The organism is Nonomuraea aurantiaca (genome assembly GCF_020215705.1).
GTDB lineage: Bacteria > Actinomycetota > Actinomycetes > Streptosporangiales > Streptosporangiaceae > Nonomuraea > Nonomuraea aurantiaca.
Map to the genome: position 1 here is coordinate 157,888 of NZ_JAIWNB010000014.1, position 25,544 is coordinate 183,431.

At 70.1% G+C, this 25,544-nt stretch carries 24 protein-coding genes; 8 read left to right on the forward strand and 16 right to left on the reverse strand.

Going from position 1 to position 25,544, the window contains the following annotated elements:
• Window positions 1-89 precede the first annotated feature (89 nt).
• A complete protein-coding gene (locus LDL49_RS30360) occupies window positions 90-1,049 on the reverse strand; it encodes an AraC family transcriptional regulator (RefSeq protein ID WP_225296070.1) in 960 nt (319 codons plus the stop codon).
• Window positions 1,050-1,139: 90 nt separating this feature from the next.
• On the opposite strand from LDL49_RS30360, the gene LDL49_RS30365 reads away from it, so the two are divergent.
• Both LDL49_RS30365 and LDL49_RS30370 read left to right on the forward strand, forming a co-directional pair.
• Complete coding sequence (locus LDL49_RS30365; protein ID WP_225295868.1) at window positions 1,140-2,042, forward strand: NADP-dependent oxidoreductase; 903 nt, start codon at window positions 1,140-1,142, stop codon at window positions 2,040-2,042.
• Complete coding sequence (locus tag LDL49_RS30370) at window positions 2,039-2,599, forward strand: NADPH-dependent FMN reductase (RefSeq protein WP_225295870.1); 561 nt, start codon at window positions 2,039-2,041, stop codon at window positions 2,597-2,599. Before LDL49_RS30365 ends, LDL49_RS30370 begins: the two co-directional genes overlap by 4 nt.
• Before the next feature lie 8 nt (window positions 2,600-2,607).
• On the opposite strand, the gene LDL49_RS30375 is transcribed toward LDL49_RS30370, so the two are convergent.
• Genes LDL49_RS30375 through LDL49_RS30385 form a run of 3 tightly spaced genes read right to left on the reverse strand, consistent with a single transcriptional unit; the run spans window position 2,608 to window position 6,399 of the window.
• Complete coding sequence (locus tag LDL49_RS30375) at window positions 2,608-4,569, reverse strand: acetoacetate--CoA ligase (RefSeq protein ID WP_225295872.1); 1,962 nt, start codon at window positions 4,567-4,569, stop codon at window positions 2,608-2,610.
• Between the two features lie 58 nt (window positions 4,570-4,627).
• Window positions 4,628-5,485, reverse strand: a complete 858-nt coding sequence (locus tag LDL49_RS30380; RefSeq protein ID WP_225295874.1) for a serine hydrolase — start codon at window positions 5,483-5,485, stop codon at window positions 4,628-4,630.
• On the reverse strand, window positions 5,482-6,399 hold the full coding sequence (locus LDL49_RS30385; protein ID WP_225295877.1) for a LysR family transcriptional regulator: 918 nt from the start codon (window positions 6,397-6,399) through the stop codon (window positions 5,482-5,484). Before LDL49_RS30385 ends, LDL49_RS30380 begins: the two co-directional genes overlap by 4 nt.
• Before the next feature lie 114 nt (window positions 6,400-6,513).
• Here LDL49_RS30385 and LDL49_RS30390 point away from each other — a divergent pair, with 114 nt between their 5' ends.
• Window positions 6,514-8,070, forward strand: coding sequence for a penicillin-binding transpeptidase domain-containing protein (locus tag LDL49_RS30390; RefSeq protein ID WP_225295879.1), 1,557 nt, complete (start codon window positions 6,514-6,516; stop codon window positions 8,068-8,070).
• Window positions 8,071-8,134: 64 nt separating this feature from the next.
• On the opposite strand, the gene LDL49_RS30395 is transcribed toward LDL49_RS30390, so the two are convergent.
• From LDL49_RS30395 to LDL49_RS30445, 11 genes are all read right to left on the reverse strand, one after another.
• The gene (locus LDL49_RS30395; RefSeq protein WP_225295881.1) at window positions 8,135-8,899 is read right to left on the reverse strand and encodes an HAD family hydrolase; all 765 of its coding nucleotides are present in this window, start codon (window positions 8,897-8,899) and stop codon (window positions 8,135-8,137) included.
• Between the two features lie 30 nt (window positions 8,900-8,929).
• Window positions 8,930-9,556, reverse strand: a complete 627-nt coding sequence (locus LDL49_RS30400) for an HAD family hydrolase (RefSeq protein WP_225295883.1) — start codon at window positions 9,554-9,556, stop codon at window positions 8,930-8,932.
• 104 nt (window positions 9,557-9,660) lie between these two features.
• Window positions 9,661-10,113 (reverse strand): DUF2690 domain-containing protein, encoded by a 453-nt coding sequence (locus LDL49_RS30405; RefSeq protein ID WP_225295885.1) that lies wholly within the window; start codon window positions 10,111-10,113, stop codon window positions 9,661-9,663.
• Between the two features lie 97 nt (window positions 10,114-10,210).
• The gene (locus LDL49_RS30410) at window positions 10,211-10,723 is read right to left on the reverse strand and encodes a DUF6912 family protein (RefSeq protein ID WP_225295887.1); all 513 of its coding nucleotides are present in this window, start codon (window positions 10,721-10,723) and stop codon (window positions 10,211-10,213) included.
• Window positions 10,724-10,754: 31 nt separating this feature from the next.
• Complete coding sequence (locus tag LDL49_RS30415) at window positions 10,755-11,399, reverse strand: HAD family hydrolase (RefSeq protein WP_225295889.1); 645 nt, start codon at window positions 11,397-11,399, stop codon at window positions 10,755-10,757.
• A gap of 139 nt (window positions 11,400-11,538) precedes the next feature.
• Complete coding sequence (gene nagZ, locus LDL49_RS30420; RefSeq protein WP_225295891.1) at window positions 11,539-12,792, reverse strand: beta-N-acetylhexosaminidase; 1,254 nt, start codon at window positions 12,790-12,792, stop codon at window positions 11,539-11,541.
• A 109-nt stretch (window positions 12,793-12,901) separates the two neighbouring features.
• The gene (ptsP, locus tag LDL49_RS30425; RefSeq protein ID WP_225295893.1) at window positions 12,902-14,614 is read right to left on the reverse strand and encodes a phosphoenolpyruvate--protein phosphotransferase; all 1,713 of its coding nucleotides are present in this window, start codon (window positions 14,612-14,614) and stop codon (window positions 12,902-12,904) included.
• Window positions 14,611-14,871 (reverse strand): HPr family phosphocarrier protein, encoded by a 261-nt coding sequence (locus LDL49_RS30430; RefSeq protein WP_225295895.1) that lies wholly within the window; start codon window positions 14,869-14,871, stop codon window positions 14,611-14,613. Before LDL49_RS30430 ends, ptsP begins: the two co-directional genes overlap by 4 nt.
• Window positions 14,872-14,933: 62 nt before the next feature.
• Window positions 14,934-15,380 (reverse strand): PTS sugar transporter subunit IIA, encoded by a 447-nt coding sequence (locus LDL49_RS30435; protein WP_225295897.1) that lies wholly within the window; start codon window positions 15,378-15,380, stop codon window positions 14,934-14,936.
• Between the two features lie 11 nt (window positions 15,381-15,391).
• Complete coding sequence (locus LDL49_RS30440) at window positions 15,392-15,655, reverse strand: PTS sugar transporter subunit IIB (protein WP_263655705.1); 264 nt, start codon at window positions 15,653-15,655, stop codon at window positions 15,392-15,394.
• Between the two features lie 8 nt (window positions 15,656-15,663).
• Entirely contained in the window at window positions 15,664-16,698 is a 1,035-nt protein-coding gene (locus LDL49_RS30445) for an SIS domain-containing protein (RefSeq protein ID WP_372470469.1), read from the reverse strand.
• Between the two features lie 116 nt (window positions 16,699-16,814).
• On the opposite strand from LDL49_RS30445, the gene LDL49_RS30450 reads away from it, so the two are divergent.
• The 3 genes from LDL49_RS30450 to LDL49_RS30460 all read left to right on the forward strand — a co-directional run bounded on the left by LDL49_RS30450 (window position 16,815) and on the right by LDL49_RS30460 (window position 19,723).
• Window positions 16,815-17,555 (forward strand): GntR family transcriptional regulator, encoded by a 741-nt coding sequence (locus LDL49_RS30450; RefSeq protein WP_225295901.1) that lies wholly within the window; start codon window positions 16,815-16,817, stop codon window positions 17,553-17,555.
• Between the two features lie 24 nt (window positions 17,556-17,579).
• Window positions 17,580-18,899 carry a PTS transporter subunit EIIC gene (locus tag LDL49_RS30455; protein WP_225295903.1) on the forward strand — a complete coding sequence of 440 codons (1,320 nt, stop codon included), beginning with the start codon at window positions 17,580-17,582 and terminating at the stop codon, window positions 18,897-18,899.
• Between the two features lie 455 nt (window positions 18,900-19,354).
• Window positions 19,355-19,723: an Rv3235 family protein gene (locus LDL49_RS30460; protein WP_225295905.1), complete on the forward strand. Its 369-nt coding sequence runs from the start codon at window positions 19,355-19,357 to the stop codon at window positions 19,721-19,723.
• A gap of 98 nt (window positions 19,724-19,821) precedes the next feature.
• Here the strand turns inward: LDL49_RS30460 and secA are convergent, their stop codons facing one another.
• A complete protein-coding gene (secA, locus tag LDL49_RS30465; protein ID WP_225295907.1) occupies window positions 19,822-22,614 on the reverse strand; it encodes a preprotein translocase subunit SecA in 2,793 nt (930 codons plus the stop codon).
• A gap of 223 nt (window positions 22,615-22,837) precedes the next feature.
• Here secA and LDL49_RS30470 point away from each other — a divergent pair, with 223 nt between their 5' ends.
• A complete protein-coding gene (locus tag LDL49_RS30470) occupies window positions 22,838-23,098 on the forward strand; it encodes an HGxxPAAW family protein (protein ID WP_225295909.1) in 261 nt (86 codons plus the stop codon).
• Between the two features lie 691 nt (window positions 23,099-23,789).
• Window positions 23,790-24,971 (forward strand): winged helix-turn-helix domain-containing protein, encoded by a 1,182-nt coding sequence (locus tag LDL49_RS30475; protein ID WP_225295910.1) that lies wholly within the window; start codon window positions 23,790-23,792, stop codon window positions 24,969-24,971.
• Window positions 24,972-25,544: the final 573 nt, after the last annotated feature.

A 25,544-nucleotide genomic window follows, 5' to 3' on the forward strand; every position in this document is an offset into this window, starting at 1 on the left:
GCCGCACCGTATGCGGTCTGGGCTGTCCGCAGGTGTGCCGCGTGCACGGCTTTCGCGCCCACTTCATGCGTCTCGCACCTCCCTAGGCGCTAAGTCGTTTGTGCCATCCCAGCAGGCGCAGGTGACGGGCAGACGTGGCGGCGGTATCTGCCAGGCGGTGTGCCGTACTCGCGCTTGAAGGCGTTGGCGAAGGCGAACTCGGAGGTGTAGCCGACGCGCGCGGAGATCTCGCTCAGTGAGTCATCGGACTCGCGGAGCAGGCGGGCGGCCGTGGTCAGGCGCCACCACGTGACGTAGCTGAGCGGCGGCTGGCCGATCAGGCTGGTGAAGCGGCGGGAGAAGGCCGCGCGGGAGAGCCCGGCCTTGCCGCCGAGCGCCTCGACCGTCCAGGGATGGGCGGGATCGCGGTGGATCGCGTCGAGCGCCGCGCTGATGGAGGGGTCGGCCAGGGCGATGGCCCAGCCGCCGACCTCGCACTGCCCGGGCTCGGTGTCGAGCCAGGCACGCAGGATGTACAGCAGCAGCATGTCGAGCAGCGAGGTGACGACGGTGTCGGCGCCCAGGCGCGGACTGCCGATCTCGCTGCCGAGCAGGTCGACGGCCGCGCGGAGCTCGGGGTGGTGGCCGAGCCGGGCGGGCAGGTGGACCATGTCGGGCAGGTCGCGCAGGACCGGATGGGCCCGGCTGGGGTCGAGCCGGTAACCGCCGCAGAGCAGGACCGTGGCCGCGCCGGGCCCCTCGATGGAGGCCGAGGCGAACAGATCCCGCTCCTCCAGCGGGTCGCAGTCAGGGTCGGCCAGCGGGGTGGCCGGGCTGTCGGCCATCGCGTAGCCGTGGCCGTGCGGGAAGAAGACCACGTCGCCGACGCTCAGCTGAACGGGGTCGCCGTCCGGCGGGATGAGCCACGGCGAGCCTTGGATGATCACCTGGAAGCCCGCCGAGCCCGGAGCCGAGGGGAACCACTGGCCCCAGGGGGCGTGCCACTCGACGAGCGCGGATCGGGGCTGTCCGGTGCGCATGATGGCGATCACGTCGCTGAGCACGTCTATGGTCGAAGTCTATCCCGCGAGACGCTCGCGTATAAAAAGCAGATACGCAAGCATTGGCCATCTCGCTCCTGACTCCTACCGTTGTGCCCCATGAGCCCAACCATGACCGCCGCCCGGATCCACGAGTACGGCGACGCGTCCGTGATCCGCTACGACCGGATCCCCCGGCCCTCGCCGGGACCCGGGGAGGTGCTGGTCCAGGTGGCCGCCACCTCGTTCAACCCGTCCGAGGTGGGGCTGCGGGCCGGGTACCTGCGGGACCTGCTCCCGGTCACCCTGCCGTACACGCTGGGCCTGGACCTCGCCGGCACGGTCGTCGAGGTGGGCGCGGGCGTGGACGTGCCCGCCGCCGGCGACCGGGTCGTCGGCCTCGTGGAGGGGGCGGCGGCCGAGTACACGGTGGCGGCGGCGGGCTCGCTGGTCAGGGCGCCGGAGCGGCTCCCGCTGGCGGACGCCGCCGCCATCCCGGTCGCCGGGCTCACCGCCTGGCAGGCGGTCCACGAGCACGCCCGCGTCGAGCCGGGGCAGCGGGTGCTGATCAACGGGGCGGGCGGCGGGGTGGGGCTGTTCGCCGTACAGCTGGCCAAGCTGGCGGGCGCGACCGTGATCGCGACGGCCGGTCCGCGCAGCGCGGCGGCGGTGCGGCGCTACGGTGCCGACGAGGTCGTCGACTACACCACGACCCCGTTACCCGGCGGCATGGACGTGGTGCTCAACCTGGTGGCCATCGGCCCGGAGCAGGCGGCGACGCTGGCCACGCTGGGCGAGGTGATCGTCACCATCGCCACCCCGATCGACTCGCCGCGAGCCACCCACTTCGTGGCCCGCAACGAGCCGGCGCACCTGGCCCGGCTGGTGGCGCTGATCGACAAGGGCGAGCTCCTGGTGGAGGTCGCCGAGACACACCCGCTGACCGGCCTCGACGAGATCCATCGCCGGGCCGAGGCCGGTCAGACACGCGGAAAAATCATCATCCAAGGGGATAAATCATGATCAGGATTGGCATCATCGTCGGCAGCACCCGGCCGGGGCGCAACGGGGACACCGTGGCCGAGTGGGTGCACGGCCTGGCCGCCAAGCGCGGCGACGCCGAGTTCGAGGTGGTGGATCTGCGGGACTTCGACCTGCCGCACCTGGACGAGGCGTTCCCGGCGGCCTATGGCCAGTACGAACACCCCCACACCCGCGCCTGGTCGGAGCGCGTCGCCTCGTTCGACGGCTTCGTGTTCGTGACCCCGGAGTACAACAGCTCCACCTCGGGTGTGCTGAAGAACGCGATCGACTTCCTCTACGCCGAGTGGGCGGACAAGGCGGCCGGGTTCGTCAGCTACGGCGTCGACGGCGGCGCCCGCGCGGCCGAACACCTCAGGCAGGTGCTCGGCCGGGTCAAGGTCGCCGACGTGCCGGCCCAGGTCACGCTCTCGCTGCACACGGACTTCGAGGGGTTCACCGACTTCAAGCCCGCCGCGCACCGCGAGGAGATGGTCACCACGATGCTGGACCAGGTCGTCTCCTGGGGTACCGCGCTGCGCCCGCTCAGGGCGGCCTGAAGCGGGGGTCAGGGCTTGAAGTGCCGCAGCACCTCGGGGTTGGCCATGGCGTCGGGGTTGGCCGCCTGCTCGACCGGGGTGCCGAGGAGGATCTTGCGTACCGGCACCTCCAGTTTCTTGCCCGACAGGGTGCGCGGGATGCCGGGCACCGCGTGGATCTCGTTGGGCACGTGCCGGGGTGACAGCTCCTGCCGCAGGGCCGTACGCAGGGCCTCGACCAGCGAGTCCGACAGCGTGGCACCCTCGGCCAGCGTGAGGTAGAGCAGCAGCCGCCCCTCCTGGCCGAGCTGGCCGGTGTCGATCACGAGGCTGTCGGCGATCTCGTCGAACCGCTCGACGACCCGGTAGAACTCGCTGGTGCCCATCCGTACGCCGCCCCGGTTCAGCGTCGAGTCGGAGCGGCCGTAGATCACGCAGCTGCCGTCCTCGTTCAGCTTGATCCAGTCGCCGTGCCGCCACACGCCCGGGTAGACGTCGAAATAGCTCTCGCGGTAGCGGTCACCGTCGGGGTCGTTCCAGAACATGACCGGCATCGACGGCATCGGCTGCGTGAGCACGAGCTCGCCCACCTCCCCCACGACCGGCTCGCCCAGGGGGTTGAACGACTCCACCCGCGCCCCCAGCGACCGGCACGGGATGATGCCCGCCCGGATCGGATGCAGCACGGTCGCGCCGACGAAGCCGGTGCACACGTCGGTGCCGCCGGAGAACGACCCGAGCGGTATCCCCGGCAGCTCCTCGGCCACCCAGGCGAACCCTTCGGGCGGCAGCGGCGACCCGGTGGAGCCGATGCCGCGCAGCGCCTCCAGCCCCTCGGGCGTGATCCCGGCCTTCAGCGAGGCCATGATGTACGGCGCGCCGACCCCGAAATAGGTCACCCCTTCCGAGGCGGCGATCCGCCACAGCACCGCGGCGGAGGGGTAGGTGGCCGAGCCGTCGTACAGCACCGGGGTGGCGCCCACCAGCAGGCCGCCGATGAGGTAGTTCCACATCATCCAGCCCGTGGTGGTGTACCAGAAGAACACGTCCCCCTCGCCGAGATCCTGGTGGAAGGAGAGCGACTTGAGGTGTTCGAGGATCACTCCCCCGTGCCCGTGCACGATGGGCTTGGGCAGCCCGGTCGTACCGCTGGAGTAAAGGATCCACAGCGGGTGACCGAACGGCACCCGCTCGAACTCCAGCGGCCCCGCCTCCGCGCGCAGCCCTTCCCAGCCGATCACCTCGCCGTGCGGCACGGAGTCGATGTGCGCGGCGCCGGGCTCGGCCCGCTGCGGCGGCTGCCCCTCCTCGGCCGCCGAAAGGTAGGGGATCCACACGGTCGCGCGGAGCGTGGGCAGCTCGGCGGCGATCTCGTTGACGGCCGCCGACCGGTCGTAGCTCTTGCCGTTGTAGTGGTAGCCGTCGACCGCGATCAGCACCTTGGGCTCGATCTGCTTGAACCGGTCGACGATGCTCGGCACGCCGAAGTCCGGGGAGCCGGCCGACCAGATCGCGCCGAGGGACGCGGTGGCAAGGAAGGCGATCAGGGCCTGCGGGATGTTCGGCAGGTAGCCGGCCACCCGGTCGCCGCGCCCGACGCCGAGGCGTACCAGGCCCGCCCGGACCCGGGCGACCTCGTCGCGCAGCTCGGCGTAGGTCAGCTCCTGGCGGGCGCCGTCCTCCGAGAGGAAGACGACCGCGGTGCCGGTGCGTTCGCGCAGCGCGTTCTCGGCGTAGTTGACGGAGCTCCCGGTGAACCAATCGGTGCCCGGCATCGTTCCGGTCATGACGGGCCCGTCACCACGTTCGCCGATGACCTCGAAGTAGTCCCAGATCGACGTCCAGAACTCCGCCGGACTGTCGACCGACCAGCGCCACACCTCCTCGTAGTCCGACCCGGCCCGGCCCAGCCACTCCAGATAGTGCGTCAGCCTGGCGCGCGCGATGATGTCTTCGGTCGGTTCCCAGAGAAGTGTGCCTTCAGCAACCATGTGCCCCATCCTGTCGGCCGGTAGGGGGAAAGTCATACCCGAACCGCCACATAACTAGCTACCGACGTAGGTGGTCCACCGCCATACGCGCAGCCGTGCCGATCACCGCGTCGGCGCGCGGCTGGTTGAGCGCGGTGCTGACCGAGCGGGTGAACACCGCCACCGCGTACTGGCCGCCGTCGGGGTACTCGATCACGCCGGCCTCGTTGCGGAGTGTCGGGAGCGTCCCGGTCTTCCCGCTGACCTCCACGTCGTCGTACGGGAAGCCGGAAGCCAGCCGGTGCGGCCAGACCTGTAGGTTCAGGACGTTGCGCATCCAGGCGCACGATTCCGCCGAGGCCGCCTGATCACGCCAGATCAGCCCGAACAGCGTGGTCGTCTCGCGCGGCGTGGCGCTGTTGGCGCGCGGGGGGTCGAGCACCCGCAGCCGCGCGACGTCCTCCGGATCGAGGTACGGCCAGCCGTGCCCGGCGTCCTCGGCCATGCTCTCGTAGATGTCCCGGCAGCTCTGCCGCACCCGCGTCTCGCGCAGTCCGAACCCGTCGAGCATCGCGTTGACCTCCTCGCGCCCGACCCTGGCCAGCAGCGCGTCGGCGGCGGTGTTGTCGCTCAGCGTGATCATCAGGTGGCCCAGGTCGCGCAGGGAGATCGTGACGTCGTCGAGCATCGCGCACAGGCCGGTGGGCCCGGTCACCCGGTCGGCGGCCCCCACGGTCACCCGGCTCGCGGGATCGAGCAGCCCGGCGTCGGTCTGGCGGCAGAACTCCACCATCAGCGGCACCTTGAACATCGAGGCGGTCGGCAGCGGCTCGTCGGAGCCGAGCCCGATCTCCCGGCCCGAGCGCAGGTCGGTCGCGTGCAGCCACCCGGTCACGCCCGCCGCGCCGAACAGCGCGGCCAGATCCGGCTCGTTCATGCCAGCATCCCGGGTCTGCGGCTGATGTGCCGCACGGGCGCCGCGGCCTCGTCCGTCATCCCGGCGCTCTCTTTCAGCGTTCGTACGGCCACCGCCGAGAAGCCGGCGACCGCGTCCGTCTCCACTCGCCAGGCCGTAGAGACCCGGGAACTGATCGGCGAGCCTAGCAGCGGGCGCCAGACGATCCCAGGGTGGTCCATCCTGGCCCCGAACGCCACCGCCGCCCCGGCGAGCACCAGGCCGAGCCCGGCGCCCTGGTGCACCTGGGCGGGCACGTAGCCGTGGCGGCGGCACTCCGCCAGCGTCGCGGCATGCAGCCCCGGCTCCCCCTCCTTGGGCGGCATCAGCAGTTCGCGGCCCGCCAGGTCGGCCAGGTGCACCTCCCCGGCCACGGCCAGGGGGTCGCCCTCGGCCAGCAGCACGCCCTGCGGCTGCACCAGCACCTGCCCGAACCGCAGCCCCGGCGCGCTGATCGGGTGGCGCACGATGCCGACGTCGATGGCGCCTTCGGTCAGTGCGGCCACCTGATCGGCCGTCCAGATCTCCGCCGGCGTGAGCCGTACGTCCGGATTGTTCGCGCGGAAGCCCTCGACCAGGGCGGCGATTACCGCGGCGGCCAGGTCGGGCGGGACGCCGAGCTTGAGCGTCCGGCCCTCGCCGTGGCGGACGAGCTCGCGCAGCCGGTCGGCCCTGGCCACGATCTCGCGAGCCTCCCCGACCAGCAGGCGGCCCGCCTCGGTCAGCCGGACCTGGCGGGCGGAGCGGTCGAAGAGCCGCACGCCGAGCTCCTCCTCCAGGCGCTTGATGCGTTGGCTGAGCGGCGGCTGGGCCATGCCGAGCCGGATCGCGGCATTGCCGAAGTGGAGTTCCTCCGCCACCACGGTGAAGTAGCGCAGATGCCGGACAAGGTCCATGACCAGCAACTATATCCACATTTATATCTATCTAGCGCTCATATCGGTATTGGACACCGCGCGGCGGGCTCTGGTGTGCTCGGCCGCATGGGGCCACCAAGGGGGACAATGTTCATGAATCTTCAGCCGGAGTCGCCGCCCAGGCGAAAACGCCGATGGCCGTGGGTCACCGCCGCCGTACTGGTCCCCGCTGTCGCGGCGGCCGGCACGATCTGGGTGCTGCGTACGAAGGGCACCCCGGAGGAGACGGCGGACTCGTACCTGTCCGCCTGGTCCGTCCAGAACTATGCGCGGATGCGGGAGCTCGTCGCCGACCCGCCCGCCGACTTCGAGCGCTGGCACCAGCGCTTCCGTAACGACCTCAAGCTGACCGGCGCGACCTTCAAGCGCGACGCCAGCGGCTCGGATGGTGTGATCGCCTTCCACGCCGGCCTCACCGGCCCGAAGAGCTGGACGTACGAAGGCAGGCTCAAGCTCGTGGAACGCGGCGGCGGATGGAAGGTCGACTGGACCCCCGCCGCCATCAACCCCTCGCTCAAGCAGGGCCGGTCCCTGCGGCTGGTCACGGAGAAGGCCGCGACGGTCCCGGTCCTGGCGGCCGACGGCAGCCGCGTCGACACCCCGGACGCGCCCGGCTCGGTGCTGCAACTCGTCGAAGGGCTCAAGCAGACCTATCCGGACCGGCTCGCCGACGGGCAGTCCCGCAGGATCGACCTCTACCAGGGCGAGCAGTTCCTCCAGACCGTGGTCAAGCCGGCGGAGCGGACGCCGCTGCACACCACGATCGACCTCAAGGTGCACCGGGCGGGCGCCGCCGCGCTCGACGGCGTGCGCAAGCCGGCCTCGCTGGTCGCCGTCCGGCCGTCGACCGGCGAGATCCTGTCGGTGGTCAACAAGCCGGGCGGGTTCAACCGGGCGCTGCTCGGCAAATACCCGCCCGGCTCGACGTTCAAGGTCGTGACGGCCTCCGCGCTGGTCGCGGACGGGGCGGAGGCGGACGAGCAGGTCGAGTGCCCGGCCGAGCAGAACATCGGCGGGTTCCCCTTCCACAACGCGGGCTTCCACGACTACGGCAGGCTCTCCTTCCGCGACGCCTTCGCCCACTCGTGCAACACCACGTTCGGCGCCATGGGGGTGGCCAAGCTCGGGAACGGCCGGCTCGCCGAGGTGGCCGGCGCCTTCGGCTTCGGCTCCGCGATCACGCCGGGCGTGCCGGCGGTGAAGGCCGAGTTCCCGGCGCCGAAGGACGACACCGACCTGGCCTCCGCCTCGATCGGGCAGGGCAGGGTGCTGGCCAGCCCGCTCAACATGGCCTCGGTGGCCGCCGCCATCGCCGACGGCTCCTGGCGCCCGCCCCGGCTGGTCGCCCAGAAACTGGTGCCGGACCGCACCCTCCGGCCGCGCCCCCTGGAGGACGGCGTGGTGCGGGCCCTGCGCGAGCTCATGCCCGCCGTCGTCACGGACGGAACCGCGCAGGCGGTGAAGTTCCCTTCCGGTACGGCCGGCAAGACCGGGACGGCGGAGTACGGCTCGGGCAAGGAGCCGCCGGCGCACTCCTGGTTCATCGGCTACCGGGAGGACCTGGCGTTCGCGGTGATCGTGGAGGGCGGCGGCGCGGGCTCCGCGGTGGCGGCCCCGATCGCGGCCCGCTTCCTCAGCGCGCTGAGCTGATGTGCACCCTGAGCTGATGTGCGGACCGGCTGATGTGCGGACCGGCTGATGTGCGGACTGGTGGTCAGGGGCTGACCGGTCGGCGGTCGACCGGCGTGGTGAGGCCCGCGACCGCGGCCACCACCTCCGAGGCGTTGGACAGGTCGGGCAGCACGAGATCGGCCCCGGCCTCGCGCAACTCGCTCGCCATCGACCGCCCCGAGGCCACCCCGATCATCGCCGCCCCGCCGATCTTGGCGGCCTGCACGTCACGCGTCGAGTCGCCGATCACCACGGTGTTGGCCGAGGTGAACGGCACGCCGAAGCGCGCCTTGGCCCGCCCTTGGGCGACCTGGAGCAGCGTCGCCTTGGGGTAGACCTCCTCGCCGTAGCCGCCCAGCTCGAAGTCGACGTGCTTGTCCAGCCCGAACGCCCTGAGCTTGTGCACGGCGTTGCTCTTGATCGTGCCGGTGAGCACCGACTGGACCACGCCGTCGAGCCCGGCGACGGCCTTGAGCGCCTCCTTGGCCCCCGCCATCACGCGGCCCTCGGTGGCCAACCGCTTGCGCCGGTCGGCGAAGGCCATCGCCAGCGCGGACAGGAATCTCGGCAGGGTGTCGTCCTCGGTGACGATGCCGTTGACCGCGAGGGTCTCGAAGACGATCTCGGAGTCGGGCCGGCCGCGCGCCGGCGCCAGCTTGAGCAGCGGCCGCCCCGTCACGGCGCGGAACGCCTCGGCGTAGGCGTCCCTGGTCACGATCGCGACGTCGACCAAGGTGAGGTCGATGTTCCAGAGCACAAGGCGTTTGATGGCGACCTCCTGTGGGGGATTCAGCCAGGGTACGGCCATCTGCCCGTTGAAGACTGCCTGCTGAGGGATTCAGGCATAGGTGAGCGCTTGCGCGAGCGTGTCGACGACCGGCAGCCCGGTCGCCTCCAGCTCGGCGCGCGTCGTCATGCCACCGGTGTAGAGGACGGCCCTGGCGCCCACGTGCTTGGCGGCGAGCCCGTCGTCGACGCTGTCGCCGATCACCAGGATCTCGCGGGCCTCGACGTCGATGGCCTCGATGTGCGCGGTCAGGTGCGCGGCCTTCTCGCCACCGGTCAGCCCCACCAGGCCGTCGACCCTGGTGAAGTGCCGGGTGATGCCGAAGGACTCGATCAGCGGCACCAGGTGGGTGTGCGGGGCCATCGAGCAGAGCGACTGGGTGCCCGTCCAGCTGGTGAGCGACAGCTCGGCGTCGGCGGCCAGCCGGCAGGCGACGCTGAGGCGGAAGTAGTGCTCGTGGAAGCCGTTGTCGAGCAGCTCCCACTCGCCCTCGTTGAGCGGACGGCCGAGCAGCCGCTCGTAGGCGACCCAGATGGGTCGCGTGTAGACCGCGCGGAAGTCGTCAGCGGTCAGCGGCGGCAGCTCGTACGGCCTGAAGACCTCGTTGGTGGCCCCGACCACGGCGTCGATGTCGTGGAACAGCGTGCCGTTCCAGTCCCAGATGATGTGCTTTGTCATGTCACGATCAGTTTAACCGGGGGGTGTGACATCCCGGTTAAGGCTGGACGGCGAGGCCGCGGCCGGTCGGCCGCGGCTTCACCCGTGACTGCGGGTCAGACCCGCTAACCGCATGCCTTGGTGGTGCCGCCGGAGCCGTTCTGGCCGCCTCGGCCGCTGCCGAACACGACGCTGGCACTGCCCCAGGCGCACATGTTGTTGCCGTACATCATGTTGCCCCAGTGACGGCCGCCGTTGCCCTGCTTGAAGGAGAAGCGGTCGTACCCCTTGTCGGTGTAGACGCTGATGGTGCCGTGCGCGGACGAGGCCGTCCTGATCTCGATCCAGTTGGTCTTGCACCTGCCCGACCACCAGAGCTGGATCGTGCCGACCTTGCCGTCGATGCGGTTGCTCAGCGAGCCGGTCCGCACCACCTTGGCCGCGTTGCCACAGCCGGTCGTGTAGGGGTCCTTGTGATCGTAGTAATTCCTGCCGGCCGCCTGCGCGCTCGCGGGGGAGATCGTGAGGAGGGCCGCCGCCACCGCGCCGACCGCGATGGCCGTCACTCGAAACTTCACTGGAACCGACTCCTTGGGTTCGGGATGGGGATCCGTCAGGACCTTAGCGAGAAGTTTCAAGAAAAGGTCAAGGTACTGTGAGCTATTTAACGTGTACCTAACGTGTCTGCAGCAGATCGGGAATCTCCTGCGTGGCGAACCACATGAGCTCGTGAGCCTCGGCGCCGTCCACGGTGAAGCGGGCGTCGTCATCGCCTTCGTCGGCGGCGGGGAGGGCGGCGACCGCGGCCTGGATGTCCGAAATCGCGTAGAGGTCGTCGACGTGGACCGCGGCCACCTTGCCCATCGGAACCGGCTCCGTCACGCGTACTCGGGCCCGTTCTTCCAGGTCGGCGCCCACGGAGAGCGTACCGTCGGGCACCTCGGCGACGACGACCACCCGCCGGGAGGACGCCTCGACGCCGTCGGCGCGGTCGGCGGCCAGCCTGCGCAGCGAGGCGCGGGCGGCCTCCGTGAGAGCCACGTATTCGAGCTCCTCGGTGTCACCCGAGGCGTACCACTCGGTCAGCGCGGGGGTCACCGCGTAGCCGGTCAGCGGGGCCGGGCCTAGCTCCCCCGCCTCGACCGCTCGGGCCAGCGCGGGGAGCGTGCACGGCAAATAGACGCGCATCACGAACCTTTCACAGCGTGCAGGGGCTCTATCATGCCCGTCGCAACGGAAGTTGGAGCAGAGTCTCGAGTTCCGCGATGGTCGAATCGGCGTCGCGATGGTGGATGCCCGCCATGCCGAGGCCCCGAGCGGCCATGATGTTGATCTCGATGTCGTCGATGAACACGCACGCCTCGCCGGGCAGCCCGACCCGGCCGAGCGCGTGCTCGAAGATGCGCGGCTCCGGCTTGCGCATGCCGACCTCTCCGGAGATCACGACCGCGTCGAAGAGCTCGTCCCAGTCGTCCCGGGGATAGACGTTGGACCAGGAGTTGGACAGCAGGCACGTCTTGACGCCGTTGCGCTTGACGTCGCGCAGCATGTCGTACATCGCGTCGACCCGCTCGAAGCCCGCGAACATCCGCTCCAGCAGCCCTTCGGCCGCGGGCGACACCCCGTCGACGGTCAGCAGCCGGGCGGCCAGGTCGCGCTCGAACGCGGCCCCGTCGATCTCCCCGCGCTCCAGCGCGTTCACGACGCTCTCCTGCTCGCCGCCGTAGGCCTGGTCGATCAGCTCGCGCATGACGGATCGGTAGTGGCGGTCGTCGATGCGGTCCGCCTCGATCCACTTGCCGATGGAGACGGAGAGACTGGTGGTGAGCACGCCGCCCCAGTCGATCAGTACCCCTGTGATCAAGGCCCCTCCTTGGAATCCCGTTCTAGGGTAGTTGAGCGTCGCACATCACCCGCAGACCCACACAAACCCCAGCTAAAGGGCGGCTCAAATTCCCTGACCATGGTCAGGTTCCCTTGAGCTGACCCCACGGAGGACCGCGCTAGCGGGCGGCGCGGGCGGCCACCTTGCGGTGCTCCGCGCTGCGGAGCACCTTGGCCGCCTGCGCGGCCGACGCCACGGGCGCCTTGGGCAGCAGGCCGCGGGCCTGCTTGAGCTTGAGCAGCCGCGTCACCGACTGGTCGAGCCGCTGCGGCGAGATCTTGCCCGACTTCACCGCCGCCAGCACCGCGTTGTAGGCCACGGGCAGGTTGTTCGGCATGAGCAGCAGGTCGGCACCCGCCTGGATGGCTCGTACGGGGATCTCGGCGTCGTTGTACTTCTTGCGCACCCCGTCCATGTTGAGCGCGTCCGTGGAGATCACGCCCTGGAAGCCGAGCTTGTTGCGGAGCAGCCCGGTCAGGATGGGCTTGGACAGCGTCGCGGGGTCACGTGACGGGTCGAGCTTGGGGAAGACGATGTGCGCGCTCATCACGGCGTCGACGCCGGCGGCGATCGCGGCCTTGAACGGCGGCGCGTCGATCCGCTCCCACTGCTCCTTCGTGTGCTTGATCACCGGCAGCCCGGTGTGGCTGTCGATGTTGGTGTCGCCGTGGCCGGGGAAGTGCTTGGCGGTGGCGGCGACCTTGGCGTCGTTGAAGCCCTTGACCGACGCGGCCACCATCTTGGCCACCTCGCCGGGCTGGTCGCCGAAGGCGCGCTTGCCGATGACCGGGTTCCTCGGGTCGATGTTCACGTCGGCGACCGGGGCGAAGTCCAGGTTGACGCCGACCGCGCGCAGCTCCTCGCCGGTGGCCCTGGCCACGGCTCGCGCGTTCGCGGTGTCCTTGGTCGAGCCTATGACCGAGGCGCCGGGGAAGTCGGTCATCAGCGCGCCCATCCTGGACACCAGGCCGTTCTCCTGGTCGGTGCCGATCAGGAGCGGCACGTCCTTCGACGCCTGCTGCAGCCCGTTGGTCAGGTCGACGACCTGGCCGACGCTTTGGATGTTCGCCGGGAAGAGGATCACGCCGCCGAGGTGGTATTTGGCGACCACCTTGGCGGGGGTCTGCGCGCCGTATCTCGCCTGGTTCTCGCCCGACACGCTGCCGGGGCCCGTGCCGTACAGGACGGGCATGAACAGCTGGCCGACCTTCTCCTCCACGCTCATCTTCGACAGGACCCGCGACAACCCGCCGCCCTCGCCGGCCGACGACGAGCTCTGCTGAACCGTCGACGGCGGCGCCACCTCCGGCCGGGTCGCCGGAGCCGCACCCGCCGGGCCGCCACCTCCGCCGGCGCATGCCGCGAGAGCCATCACGAGGAGCCCAGCCGTGCCTGTCCGTCGAAACATGCTCTCAAAGGTATCCATGCCGCGGGACCCCTGAGTCACGCAGCTGACAAATGCCCTCTTCCTCCCGGTCCGGTCAGAGCCCCAGCTCGACGAGGCCCGGCAGGTGGGAGCGGGCCGCCGCGCGGGCGTGCGCCGCCGTAGCCGCTCCCCGCGCGGCCTGCGCGGCGAGCTGACACTGGTCGAGTGTGTGCGCCCCCAGCCCGGTCCGTACGGCGGGCAGCGCGGCGGCCCCCATGGACAGCGTCGACACCCCGAGCCCCACGAGCACGCAGGCCATGGCCGGATCGGCGGCCGACTCCCCGCAGACGCCGCACGGTTTGCCGTTGTCGGAGGCGGCCGTCGCGGTCATGGCGACCAGGTCGAGCAGCGCGGGCTGCCACGGGTCCTGCAGCGAGCCCAGCGCGGCGGAGTGGCGGTCGGCGGCGAAGGCGTACTGCGCCAGGTCGTTGGTCCCGATCGACACGAAGTCGACCACGGTGACCAGGCTCTCCGCCCGCAGTGCCGCCGCCGGGATCTCGATCATCACGCCCGCCTGCGGGAGCCCCCTGGCGTGGCAGGCGTCGGCGAACCAGTGGGCCTCCTTGGCCGTGGCGACCATCGGAGCCATCACCTGGAGCTCGGCCGCCGCCGCACTGACGCGCACCGCACCCGACCGGTTCACCGCCGCCGCCACGGACAGCGCCTCCAGCTGGGCGGCCATCACCTCGGGATACCTCTCGAACAGCCGCAGGCCGCGCTCGCCCAGGGCCGGGTTCGGCTCGGGTGCGGCGGACGGCAGGAACGCCAGCGGTTTGTCGGCTCCGGCGTCCAGCGTCCGCACCACCACCTTGCCGCCGGGAAACGCGGCCAGCGCCGCCCGGTAGGCCGCCTCCTGCTCCGCCACGGACGGCGCCTCGGTCCGCCCCAGGAACAGGAACTCGGTCCGGTACAGCCCCACACCCTCGGCCCCGGCGGCCAGCGCCTCGTCTAGATCGTCCGGGCCGCCGATGTTGGCCAGCAGCTGCACCCGGAAGTCGTCCAAGGTCCGGCCGGGGCCGCCGGTCGTCATGCGTCGCCGCCGGGCGTCGTGGGCGCTGACGTGCCGGGCGATGTCGGACTCGGTGGGCTCCAGCCGTACTTCCCCGGTGTTGCCGTCGACCAGCACCCGGGTGCCGGCCGGGATCTCCGTCGCGCCCGGACAGGCCACGACGGCGGGCACGCCCATCGCCCTGGACAGGATCGCGGTGTGGCTGGTCGGCCCGCCGGCCTCGGTCACGAACGCGGCCACGGCGTCCTTCGACAGCAACGCGGTGTCGGCGGGCGCCAGATCAACGGCGATCAGCACGTACGGCTCACCCGCGCCCGGAACGGGCGGCGGGGCCGGCAGGGGGTGGCCCGTGAGGCGGGCGATCACGCGGTCCCTGATGTCGTCCAGGTCGGCGACCCGCTCGCCGAGGTACCCACCCGCACTCACCAGCATGTCCCGATATTTCGCGAAAGCTTGGTAAACCGCGCGGGGGGCCGCGATCCCCTCGTCGATCAGGGCCTTGACCCCGACCACCAGCCCGGGGTCCTCGGCGATCAGCGCCTGGGCCTTGAGGATCTCCTTGGCCTCGCCGCCGGCCCGGTTGCCCCGGGCCTCCAGCTCCCCCGCGACCTGTCCGAGCGCCGCCACCGCGCGTTCGCGCTCCGGCTCCGGCGGGCCCTCGTACGTGGAACCGGCGGGGGGCTCGGGGACGGCCCCGGTCAGCACGTACGCGGGACCCGTCCCGATCCCCGGGCTGACCCCGGCCCCCCGCAGGTTCACGGTGTCCCGGCGATCGCCGCCAGTGCGTCGAGCACCTCGTCGGCGCCCTCACCCTCGGCCTTGATCACGATGTCCTCGCCCTGCCGGACGTCCAGCCCCAGGATCTGCAGGATGCTCTTGCCGTTGACGGGCTGGCCGCTCACCCCTTTGCTCACGGTGATGTCCATCGGGGCCTTGACGGCGGTCTGCACGAATGTCGCCGCCGGGCGGGCATGCAGGCCCACTTCCGCCGCCACGGTGACCTTGCGCTCGGCCATGTACTCCTCCTTGTCCAACCGGTCCGGACCACCCGGCCCCGGCGCTGGTCCCACAGCTCTGTCTAGTCCCACAGGAAAAGCTCGTCGCCGGCGTGCACGGGCCCGCCGGCCATGGCCGTCACCGCACCGGTGGGCGCGTCGAGCGCGACCACCGGGCAGACCGGCGAGCGGCCACCGGCCTCGATCGCCGCCGGGTCCCAGGCCACCACGGGCTGGCCCGCGCGGACTCTGTCGCCCTCGGCAGCCAGCAACTCGAAGCCCTTCCCCTTCAGCTGGACCGTGTCGATGCCCAGATGCACCAGCACGCCTTTGCCGTCATCCCCGACGATGACATAGGCATGCGGATGCAATTTCATGATTTTTCCGGTTATTGGGGCTACGGCCTTGCCGGGTTCCCTCGCCGGATCGATCGCCGTTCCCGGCCCCACCATGCCCGCGGAGAACACCGGGTCGGGCACCGCCGACAGCCCCACGGCCACCCCCTCGACCGGGGCGAGAACAGTCGTCATGGTCTCGCCCTCTAGCCGATGATGTCCTCGATGTCGCTGGCGATCGTGTCCGCCTCGGGCCCGACGACGACCTGCACCACGTTGCCCGCGGCCATGACGCCGTGCGCGCCCGCCGCCTTGAGCGCGGCCTGGTCGACCTTGGAGACGTCACGCACCTCCGTACGCAACCGGGTGATGCAGGGTTCGATGTCGATGATGTTGCCCGCACCGCCGAGCCCCGCGATGATCGCGCTGGCATCAGCCGCCATCCGTCCTCCTCGTAACGTTACGACCAGGCTAAACGTCAGTCGGTCTGGGTCACCTTGTTGAGCCCGCGCGGCGCGTCGGGGTCGATGCCCAGCTTCCGGGCCAGCGCCTCGGTGAGCAACTGCCCCGGCACGATGAGACCCATGGGCGCCACCCACTCGGGCAGGTCGGGGCCGTTGAGCGCCGCCGTACCCGCGTGGGCCAGTGCCGGGCCGCCGCCGATGGTGAAGGCCGCGGCGCCCGCGGCGACGACGCGCTCGGCGAGCGCGACCGTCCCGGACAGCGTCGGGCTGTTCTCGGCGGCGACCAGCAGGGCAGGGGTGTCGGCGTCGACCACGGCGATCGGCCCGTGCAGCAGGTCGGCGTACGACAGGCCCATGGCGTGCAGGTAGCACGCCTCCTTGAGCTTGAGCGCGGTCTCCAGCGCGGTGGAGAAGGCCAGCCCGCGCGCGGAGACCACGGCCCCCTGCTTGTCGGCCAGGCCCTCGACGACCGCGTCGAGGTCGCCCGGCTCGGCGATCAGCTTCTCCACCGCGTCCGGGACCCGCTGCAGGTCGGCCGCGTCCACGTCGGCGCCGAGGCCGAGCGCGAGCACGGCCAGCGCGGCGAGCTGGGTGGTGTAGGTCTTGGTGGCGGGGACCGCCTTCTCCTCGCCCGCCAGCGTGCACAGCGCCAGGTCGGCGGCCTGGGCGAGCGGGCTGTCCGGGCCGCCGTTGGTCACGCCGACCGTGCTGGCGCCACAGTCCTTGGCCCAGGTCAGCGTCTCGACGATCTCCTCGGTCCGGCCGGACTGCGAGATGGCGACGGCCAGCACGCCGTCGAGATCCAGCTTGCGCTTGTACGTCGTCGCGACGGACGGGGCGGCGAGCGCGGCCAGCCGCCCAGCGTGCGCTTCGACCAGGTAGCGGCCGTAGACTGCGGCATTGTCGGAGGTGCCACGCGCGATGAACAGGAGCTGCCGGGTCCGCTCGCCCAGTGCTCTCACCTCGTCGACCCTGGGGAGCAGAGAGTCGAGCGTGGCCCGCAGCGCCTCGGGCTGCTCGGCGATCTCGCTGCGCATCTTGGTGGTCATCATCCCTCAAATCGTTACCGTGCAGACTTGACCCTGTTTTACGACATGTGGTCTAGTCCGGACTAGACCAGTACGAACCATAGCCCATTGCCCAGGTCAGATCGAGGGGAGGATCCGTGGCACACATCGATCCGGACAGCCCGGTGCCCAAGTACTTCCAGCTGCGCGAGATCCTGCTGGATCTGATCGACAGCGACGAGCTGAGCATCGGCGCCGCCATCCCGTCGGAGCGCGAGCTCTGCCAGCGCTTCGGCCTGTCCAGGATGACAGTCCGGCAGGCGGTCGACCACCTGGTGTCCGAGGGCCGCCTGCACCGGGTGCCGGGCAAGGGCACGTTCGTGGCCAGACCCAAGATCGAGCTCGCGCTGCAGCTCACGTCGTTCAGCGACGACATGCGGGCGCGCGGCATGGAGCCGGGCTCGCGCGACCTCGACCGGCGGGTCGTCCGCGCGAGCGCCCACCTGGCCAAGGAGCTGGGCATCCAGCCGGGTGAGGAAGTGCACTTCATCGAGCGGCTGCGCACCGCTGACGGCGAGCCGTTGTCCATCGAGCGCGCGCACATCCCGGTCAAGCTCGCTCCCGACCTGGCCGAGCACGACCTGTCGGGCAGGTCGCTCTACGAGCTGCTGGAGAGCCGCTACGGGCTGGTCATGGACGCCGGCGAGCTGACCATCGACGGGGGCATCGCCGATCCGAGCGACGCCGATCTGCTCAAGCTCCCCCGGGGCGGGGCCGTACTACTGTTGCAGCGCAGATCCTTCTCCGGCGGCATCTGCGCGGAGCTGGGCGTGTCCACCTATCGCGCGGACCGCTACCAGCTGCGCACCATTCTGGAAATGCCCACCAGACGGGGCTGAGGGCCCGACCCGGAGGAACGCCCGGTGAACGAGACCACCGCCGCCAGGCCTTCGCCGTTCTCACGCGTGATGAACGTGCTCCAGCGGCTGGGCCGCTCGCTCATGCTGCCCATCGCCGCCCTGCCCGCGGCCGCGCTGCTGCTCCGCTTCGGCCAGCCCGACATGCTCGGCTCCAACGGCGCCGAGCCGGGCGGCCTGGCCGACGTGGCCGGTTTCGGCTGGATGAACCAGGTCGCCGAGGTGCTGGCCGCCGCCGGTGCGGCGCTGTTCGAGAACCTGCCGCTGCTGTTCGCGGTGGGGGTGGCGATCGGGTTCGCCCGCAAGTCCGACGGCTCGACCGCGCTCGCCGCGGTGGTCGGCTACCTGGTGTTCGACCGCGTGACCAAGGTGATGTTCTTCGGCTCGGCGATCAGGGACACGGTCCTGATCAGGGCGGTCCAGCCCCAGGGCATCAAGGAGATCATCAACTACGGCATGCAGAACCCCACCCAGGTGCTCGGCGGCATCATGATCGGGCTGGTCACCGCGATGCTGTGGCAGCGCTTCCACCGGATCAAGCTGCCGTCCTGGCTGGCCTTCTTCGGCGGGCGCCGGTTCGTACCGATCATCACCTCGATCGTGGCGCTGCTCCTCGGCGTGCTCATCGGCTGGGTGTGGCCGATACTCGGCGAGTGGATCGGCCACGCGGGCGAGGCCCTGACCACACTCGGACCGCTGGGCACCGGCATCTACGGCCTGATCAACCGGCTGCTGATCCCGCTCGGCCTGCACCACTTCGTCAACTCGATCGTCTGGTACGTGGTGCCCCAGTGCGAGGTCGGCGGCCAGGTCCTCGGCGGCGACTGGAACTGCTACTTCGGCGGCGCCCCGCACTCCGGCCAGTTCATGGCCGGGTTCTTCCCGATCATGATGTTCGCGCTGCCGGCCGCCGCGCTGGCGATGTGGCGGGCCGCGCCCCCGCACCGGCGGGCGACCGTGGGCGGCATCATGCTGTCGGCCGGGCTGGCCTCGTTCGTCACCGGGATCACCGAGCCGATCGAGTTCGCGTTCATCTTCGTGGCGCCGGTGCTGCTGGCCGTACACGCTGTGCTGACCGGGCTGGCGATGGCGCTCACCACCCTCATCGGCGGGCAACTCGGCTTCGGCTTCTCGGCGGGGCTGCTGGACATGCTGCTCAACGCCAGCAAGTCGAACACCCACAACCTGCCGGGCATCCTCCTGCTCGGGGTGATCTATGGGGTGGTCTATTACGTGGTGTTCAGCTTCCTCATCCGCAAACTGAACATCATGACACCCGGGCGCGAGCCCGAGCCCGATGTCGATTCGGGCGAGCCGCCGTCATAACCGCTCTTTTTTATGGCTTTTACGGCCGTTTTCACGGCCTTCACGGGCTTTTCAGCTTTACGGCAGGCCCGGTGGGCCCCACCCGCCATACGGGGCTGAGCCCCGTCCAGGGGCACGCTCCTCCGGATCACGTGGCTGGGCGCCGTGACGTGCGTCCTCTTGGCCGTGGCCTGCCACACAGTGCCGCAGAAGGATTACGGGCCGCGACACCCGAATCGACATCAGCCACTTCACCAATGGAGGCTGGCCGAATTCGTTGGGGACGGCCCATTGATGGCTAACTCAGGGCCGAAATATGCATCGCGCCGCCCAGCACCACTCCAACTTTCGGTGATCTTCCTCACCAATCACCTCGAATCGGTGGGCTGAGCGGGAAAGTTGGCGGGCGATGTATTCCGGGGCCGGGCCGGAAACTCCTTGTACTGTCCCTCTCCCCCTATGACATCGGAGGCCCCATGTCATCCCTTCCGCAGCACGCCGCCGTTTCCGATCCGCTCGTGTGGGGACCGCCGGGAGCCAGTCCCGACGAGCGCAAACTGCGACAGCTCGGGCAGGCGCTGGCCGAGGTGCTCTCGGGGCGGCGGCCACCCGAGAGCGTCGCCGACCGGCTCACCGACCGGGCCTACCGCGAGCTCGTCAGGGCGGGGCGGATGATCGAGACCAAACGGCCGCCGTTCGTGGGGAGCCCGCACGTGAAGGAGCCCAAGGACGGCGCGGTCGAGATGTGCCTCCTCGTCCACTGCGGCGAACGCAGCCACGTACTCGCCGTGCGGCTTGAGCGGCGCGGCGTGCAATGGCTGTGCACGGACTTCGAAACCGCCTGACGCCAACCAGGAGCAAGCCGAGGCATCCGTCCATCCGGAAGACGGGAGAAGGCCCCCGCCGGCAGGCGAGGGCCTTCTCCCGGAACCGGACCGGTGCGTTATGCCTGGGCGTTCTTGGGGTCGCCGTGGCAGCGCTTGTACTTCTTGCCCGAGCCGCAGGGGCAGGGCGCGTTGCGCTCGACGTTGCCGTAGGCGGCGCGCTCGGCCGAAGTGCTGCGGACCCGGGTGTGCTCGACCTCGCCCGCCTCACCCGGCGCGGAGTATTCGAGCTCGGCGGGCCGCTCGGGCCCGCGCAGGCCACGCGCGATGATCGAGCGGGTCTCCGCCATCATCGCGTCCTCTTCCTCGACGATCGGGTTCTCCTGAACCTCGACCTCGATGTTGAACAGGAAGCCGACCGAGTCCTCCTTGATGCCCTCGAGCATCGCGGCGAACATCTCGAAGCCCTCGCGCTGGTATTCGATCTGCGGGTCCTTCTGCGCGTAGGCCCGCATGCCGATGCCCTCGCGCAGGTAGTCCATCTCGTAGAGGTGCTCGCGCCACTTGCGGTCGAGGACCGACAGGATGACGCGGCGCTCGAACTCGCGGGTGGCGTCGGGGCCGAGCTCCTCCTCACGCCTGGCGTAGGCCTCCAGCGCGTCCTTCTTCATCTTCGCGCTGATGAGCTCGGCGGTCAGCTCCTCGCGGCCACCGGCCTCCTCGACCACGTTGTCGATCGTGACCGTGACGGGGTAGAGCTCGCCGAACGCCTTCCACAGCTTGTCGAGGTCCCACTCCTCGGCGAAGCCCTCGGCCGTGGCGCCCGTGACGTAGCCCTCGATCACCTCGCCGATGAAGCCCTGCACCTGCTCGTGCAGGTCGGCGCCCTCCAGCACGCGGTGGCGCTCGGCGTAGATCACCTTGCGCTGCCGGTTCATGACCTCGTCGTACTTGAGAACTTCCTTGCGGATCTCGAAGTTCTGCTGCTCGACCTGGTGCTGGGCGGAGGCGATGGCCTTGGAGACGATGCCGGACTCGATCGGCTGCTCGTCGGGGATGTTGAGCCTGGTCATGATCATCTCGACCCTGGCCGAGTTGAACAGGCGCATCAGGTCGTCACCGAGCGAGAGGTAGAAGCGCGACTCGCCCGGGTCGCCCTGGCGGCCGGAGCGGCCGCGGAGCTGGTTGTCGATGCGGCGCGACTCGTGCCGCTCGGTGCCGAGAACGTAGAGGCCGCCGAGCTCGGTGACCTCGTCGTGCTCGGCCTTGACGGCCGCCTTGGCCTTCTCGAGCGCCTCGGGCCACGCCTTCTCGTATTCTTCGGGCGTTTCGAGCGGGTCGAGGCCGCGCTGGCGCAGCTCGAGGTCGGCGCGGAACTCGGAGTTGCCGCCGAGCATGATGTCGGTGCCTCGGCCGGCCATGTTGGTGGCGACGGTGACGGCGCCCTTGCGGCCCGCCTCGGCGACGATCGCGGCCTCACGCGCGTGGTTCTTCGCGTTGAGCACCTCGTGCTGCACGCCGCGGCGCTTGAGCGCCTTGGACAGCCGCTCGGACTTCTCGACCGAGGTGGTGCCGACCAGCACCGGCTGGCCGACGTCGTAGCGCTCCTTGATGTCCTCGACGACCGCGGCGAACTTGGCGTCCTCGGTCTTGTAGACGACGTCGGCCTGGTCCTTGCGGATCATCGGACGGTTCGTCGGGATCGGGACCACGCCGAGCTTGTACGTCTGGTGGAACTCGTTCGCCTCGGTGACGGCGGTGCCGGTCATGCCGGACAGCTTCTTGTAGAGGCGGAAGTAGTTCTGCAGGGTGACCGTGGCGAGAGTCTGGTTCTCGTCCTTGATCTTCACGCCCTCTTTGGCCTCGATGGCCTGGTGCATGCCCTCGTTGTAGCGGCGGCCGTGCAGGATGCGGCCGGTGAACTCGTCGACGATGAGCACCTCGCCCTCGGCGACGATGTAGTCCTTGTCCTTCTTGAACAGCTCCTTGGCCTTCAGGGCGTTGTTCAGGAAGCCGACCAGGTGGGTGTGCTCGGCCTTGTAGAGGTTGTCGATGCCCAGCCAGTCCTCGACCTTGGCGACACCGGACTCCAGAACGCCGACCGTGCGCTTCTTCTCGTCGACGATGTAGTCGCCGGTGCTCTCCTCGTCGGGCGACTTGGCCTCGACGCCCCTGCGCAGCCGCGGCACGATCTTGGCGAACTCGGTGTACCACTTGCCCGACTGCTCCCCCGGACCGGAGATGATCAGCGGGGTGCGCGCCTCGTCGATGAGGATGGAGTCGACCTCGTCGACGATCGCGAAGTGGTGGCCGCGCTGCACGCACTCGTCCAGCGACCACGCCATGTTGTCGCGCAGATAGTCGAAGCCGAACTCGTTGTTGGTGCCGTAGGTGATGTCCGCCTCGTACTGCTTGCGCCGCTCTTCCGGGGCCTGCCCGGCCAGGATCATGCCGACCTCGAGACCGAGGAAGCGGTAGATGCGGCCCATGTTCTCGGCGCCGACCTTGACCAGGTAGTCGTTGACCGTGATGACGTGGACGCCGTTGCCGGCGAGCGCGTTGAGGTAGGCGGGGAGAGTACAGGTAAGGGTCTTGCCCTCGCCGGTCTTCATCTCCGAGATGTTGCCCATGTGAAGGCTCGCGCCGCCCATGATCTGCACGTCGAAGTGACGCTGACCGAGCACGCGGCGGGCCGCCTCGCGTACGGTCGCGAACGCTTCGGGAAGCAGATCGTCGAGGGTTTCGCCGTCCGCGAGCCGCTGCTTGAATTCGTCCGTCAGAGCGCGCAACTCCGCGTCGGACAGGCTCGTGAAGTCGTCCTCGATGGAGTTGACCTGATCGGCGATCCGCTTGAGCTTGCGCAGGGTCTTGCCTTCGCCGGCACGTAGGATCTTGTCGAGAATGGCTGCCACTTTATGTAAAGCTCCTCGCAGGTCTACCCCGGCGGCGCCGCCAGGAGGAGAGGCTGAGACAAACTTCCCCGTTGCCATCGTAGGCGGTTCAGCAACCAGACACAGCCACCGCGACGACGAGAGCGTCGGGCATGTCTGGGAGAATGGGGCTAGGCAGAGCGTATGCCGGTAAGCCGTTGGTTCGCACCGTTTGCGGTATATCCGGCAAAGGGAAGGATTTGTGATGGTTGAGGGGCAGAAGTCAGAGCAGACGGAGAATCTCGGCAACCATGGCGGCCGCGCGTCCTCATGGCTCGCGGTGACCGTGATGCTGCTCGGCACCGTCGTCGCCGGCTATGGGATGACCGCCGCCAACTGGACACTCATCTGGATCGGCGCCGGGGTGTTCGTCGTGGGCGGAATCCTCGCCCTCGTCTTCGACATCTTCACGGACGTCGTGATCGACGCGCCGAGGGCGGGACTCCACGCGGAAGACCACCGCTGAGCCTCCGGCGAACCTCGGGGACTCCCGAACCTCCGGCGGCCCTCAGGGCCGCCTGAACCTCCGGCGTACCTCAGGGCCGCCCGGATCTCCGGTGTCCCTCCCCCTCCAGGGCGCCTGAGCCTCCGACACGGACGCGGAAGGCCGCCGCTCGCGCACACGCTCGGCGGCGGACCCCCGCTCCTGTACGCCACGCACCGCGGGATCCATACGCGACGAGCCGCGGGATCCCCGCTCACGTGCGCCACGCACTGCGGGATCCCCGCTCACATACGCGACGAACCGCAGGTTCCCACTCACAAACGCGTCCCGCCACGGCCCCTCGCCCATGCGAGCGTCCTCCGGCGGGTCCCCGCACATGCGCGCGCATCCGGCGGTGGACCCGCTCCCGCACACGCCTCGTGATGGACCAGTACTCATTCATGTGCGCATCACGCAGCGGCCCTGCTCATGCGGGCATCACAGCGGCCCTGCTCATGGGGGCATCACGCGGCGGACCACACCCATCCGGGCGTCACGCGGTGGCCCACCCTATGCGGGCGTCACGCGGCGGATCATCGCCCATCGGGCGTCGCAGCGGATCCCCGCTCAGGCAGGCATCAGGCGGCGGGCCATCGTCTCTCCTCCTCCCGTCGGTTTCTGTCGGTGGCCGCCGCTAGCATCGCGGCATGCATAGCCGTACCAATGTGCTGACATGACGGATCTGACGGCCGACGAGGCGCGGCGGCTGATCCTGCGCGCCCAGGGCCTGCTCGGCGCGGACGCCCGCCGGGGCGGCGTGCACGGCATGCTCCGCAGGCTCGGCGCGATCCAGCTCGACACGATCTCGGTCCTGGCCCGCTCCCACGAGCTCGTCGCCTACGCGCGCCTGGGCGCGGTGGGCAGGCCCAAGGTCGAGCGAGCCTACTGGCACAATCCCGCCCAGAGCTTCGAATACTGGTGCCACGCCGCCTGCATCCTGCCGATCGAGCACTGGCCCCTCTACTCCTTCAGGCGGCGCGCCTACCGCAATCGTCGCTACCGCTGGCACGAGGTGCCCGACCACGTAGACAAGCTGCTGGAGCAGGTACGCGCCTCGGGCCCGCTCACCACATCCGACGTCGGCGGCGCCAAGAACGGCGGCCCCTGGTGGGACTGGTCCGACTCGAAGATCGGCCTGGAATGGCTGCTGGACATCGGTGAGGTCGTCTGCAGCCGCCGCGTCGGCTGGCGCCGGGTCTATGACCTGTCCGAGCGCGTGGTCCCCGCCGACCTCCTGGCCGAGGACCTCTCCGACGAGGAGTGCATCGTACGTCTGGCGGCCATCGCCGGGGCCTCGCTGGGCGTGGCGACCCGGGGCGACCTGATCGACTTCCTGCGGCTCAAGGGGAGGTTCGCCGCGATACTGGACGAGGTGCTGCTCAGCGGGGCCACCGGGCTGGTGCCCGTACACGTGGCCGGTTGGCCCTCGACCAGGGGGCAGACCAACGCGTGGGCCGATCCGGCGGCCCTGGAGTCGGCGCCGCGTGGGCGGCACCGCACAGCGCTGGTGTCGCCGTTCGACTCGCTCATCTGGCATCGCGGCCGTACCGAGCGGATCTTCGGCTTCAACTACCAGCTCGAGCTCTATGTGCCCAAGCACAAGCGGGTGCACGGCTACTTCACGATGCCGGTGCTGGCCGGCGGCCGGCTGATCGGCCGCGTGGACCCGGCCCGCGACGGCACCACGCTGGTGGCCAGGCAGCTCAGCCTGGAGCCGGGCCTCACCGGCGCCAAGTGGGCCGACGCCCTGAGCGACGCGCTGTGGTCGGCCGCCGAGTGGGTGGGCTGCGACACCGTACGAGTCGAACGCGCCGACCCCGCCCTCATCGCCCACCTGGAGGCGGAGCCGAGATAGGACCTCGGACCAGACACCAGGTCGAACCTCGGACCGAACTCATTTCGGGCCGAACACCAGGGCGAACCTCGGGCCGGACTCACCTCGGCCGGACACAGGGCGGACCCCGGGTCGGACCCACTCCGGGTCAGCCCGGGTCAGACCCGCCTCGGGTCGGACCCACCTCGGGTGGGACACCAGGTAGGCCCCGGTCGGACCTCGGATAATCGCCGCCTTGAGCCGAAGGCCGCACTGATCGCCACCCCTTCGCCTATTTGGCGGCGGATGCCGACAAGCCTCATCACCTAGTTACGGCGGGTGCCGACGAATCGGCGCCACACCCCATCGAGTGGGGCGGTGGGTGACCAGCAGCCGCCCCACTCACCGCAGGCGGTAAGTACCCGCAACCCCCGTCGGAGGCGCTGGCGGTCGGCAGCCCCAAGCCCCACCCAGGAACCGGTGGTCGCAACCCGCTATGCCCACCGAGGGGCGGGTAGGTGGCCGACATCTGCCAAGCCCACTGCGCGCTCAAACGGTCGGCACCCGCCGTTTCCGCCGAGGGCGCAGGCGGTCGACAGCGCCGCGCTCACCGCA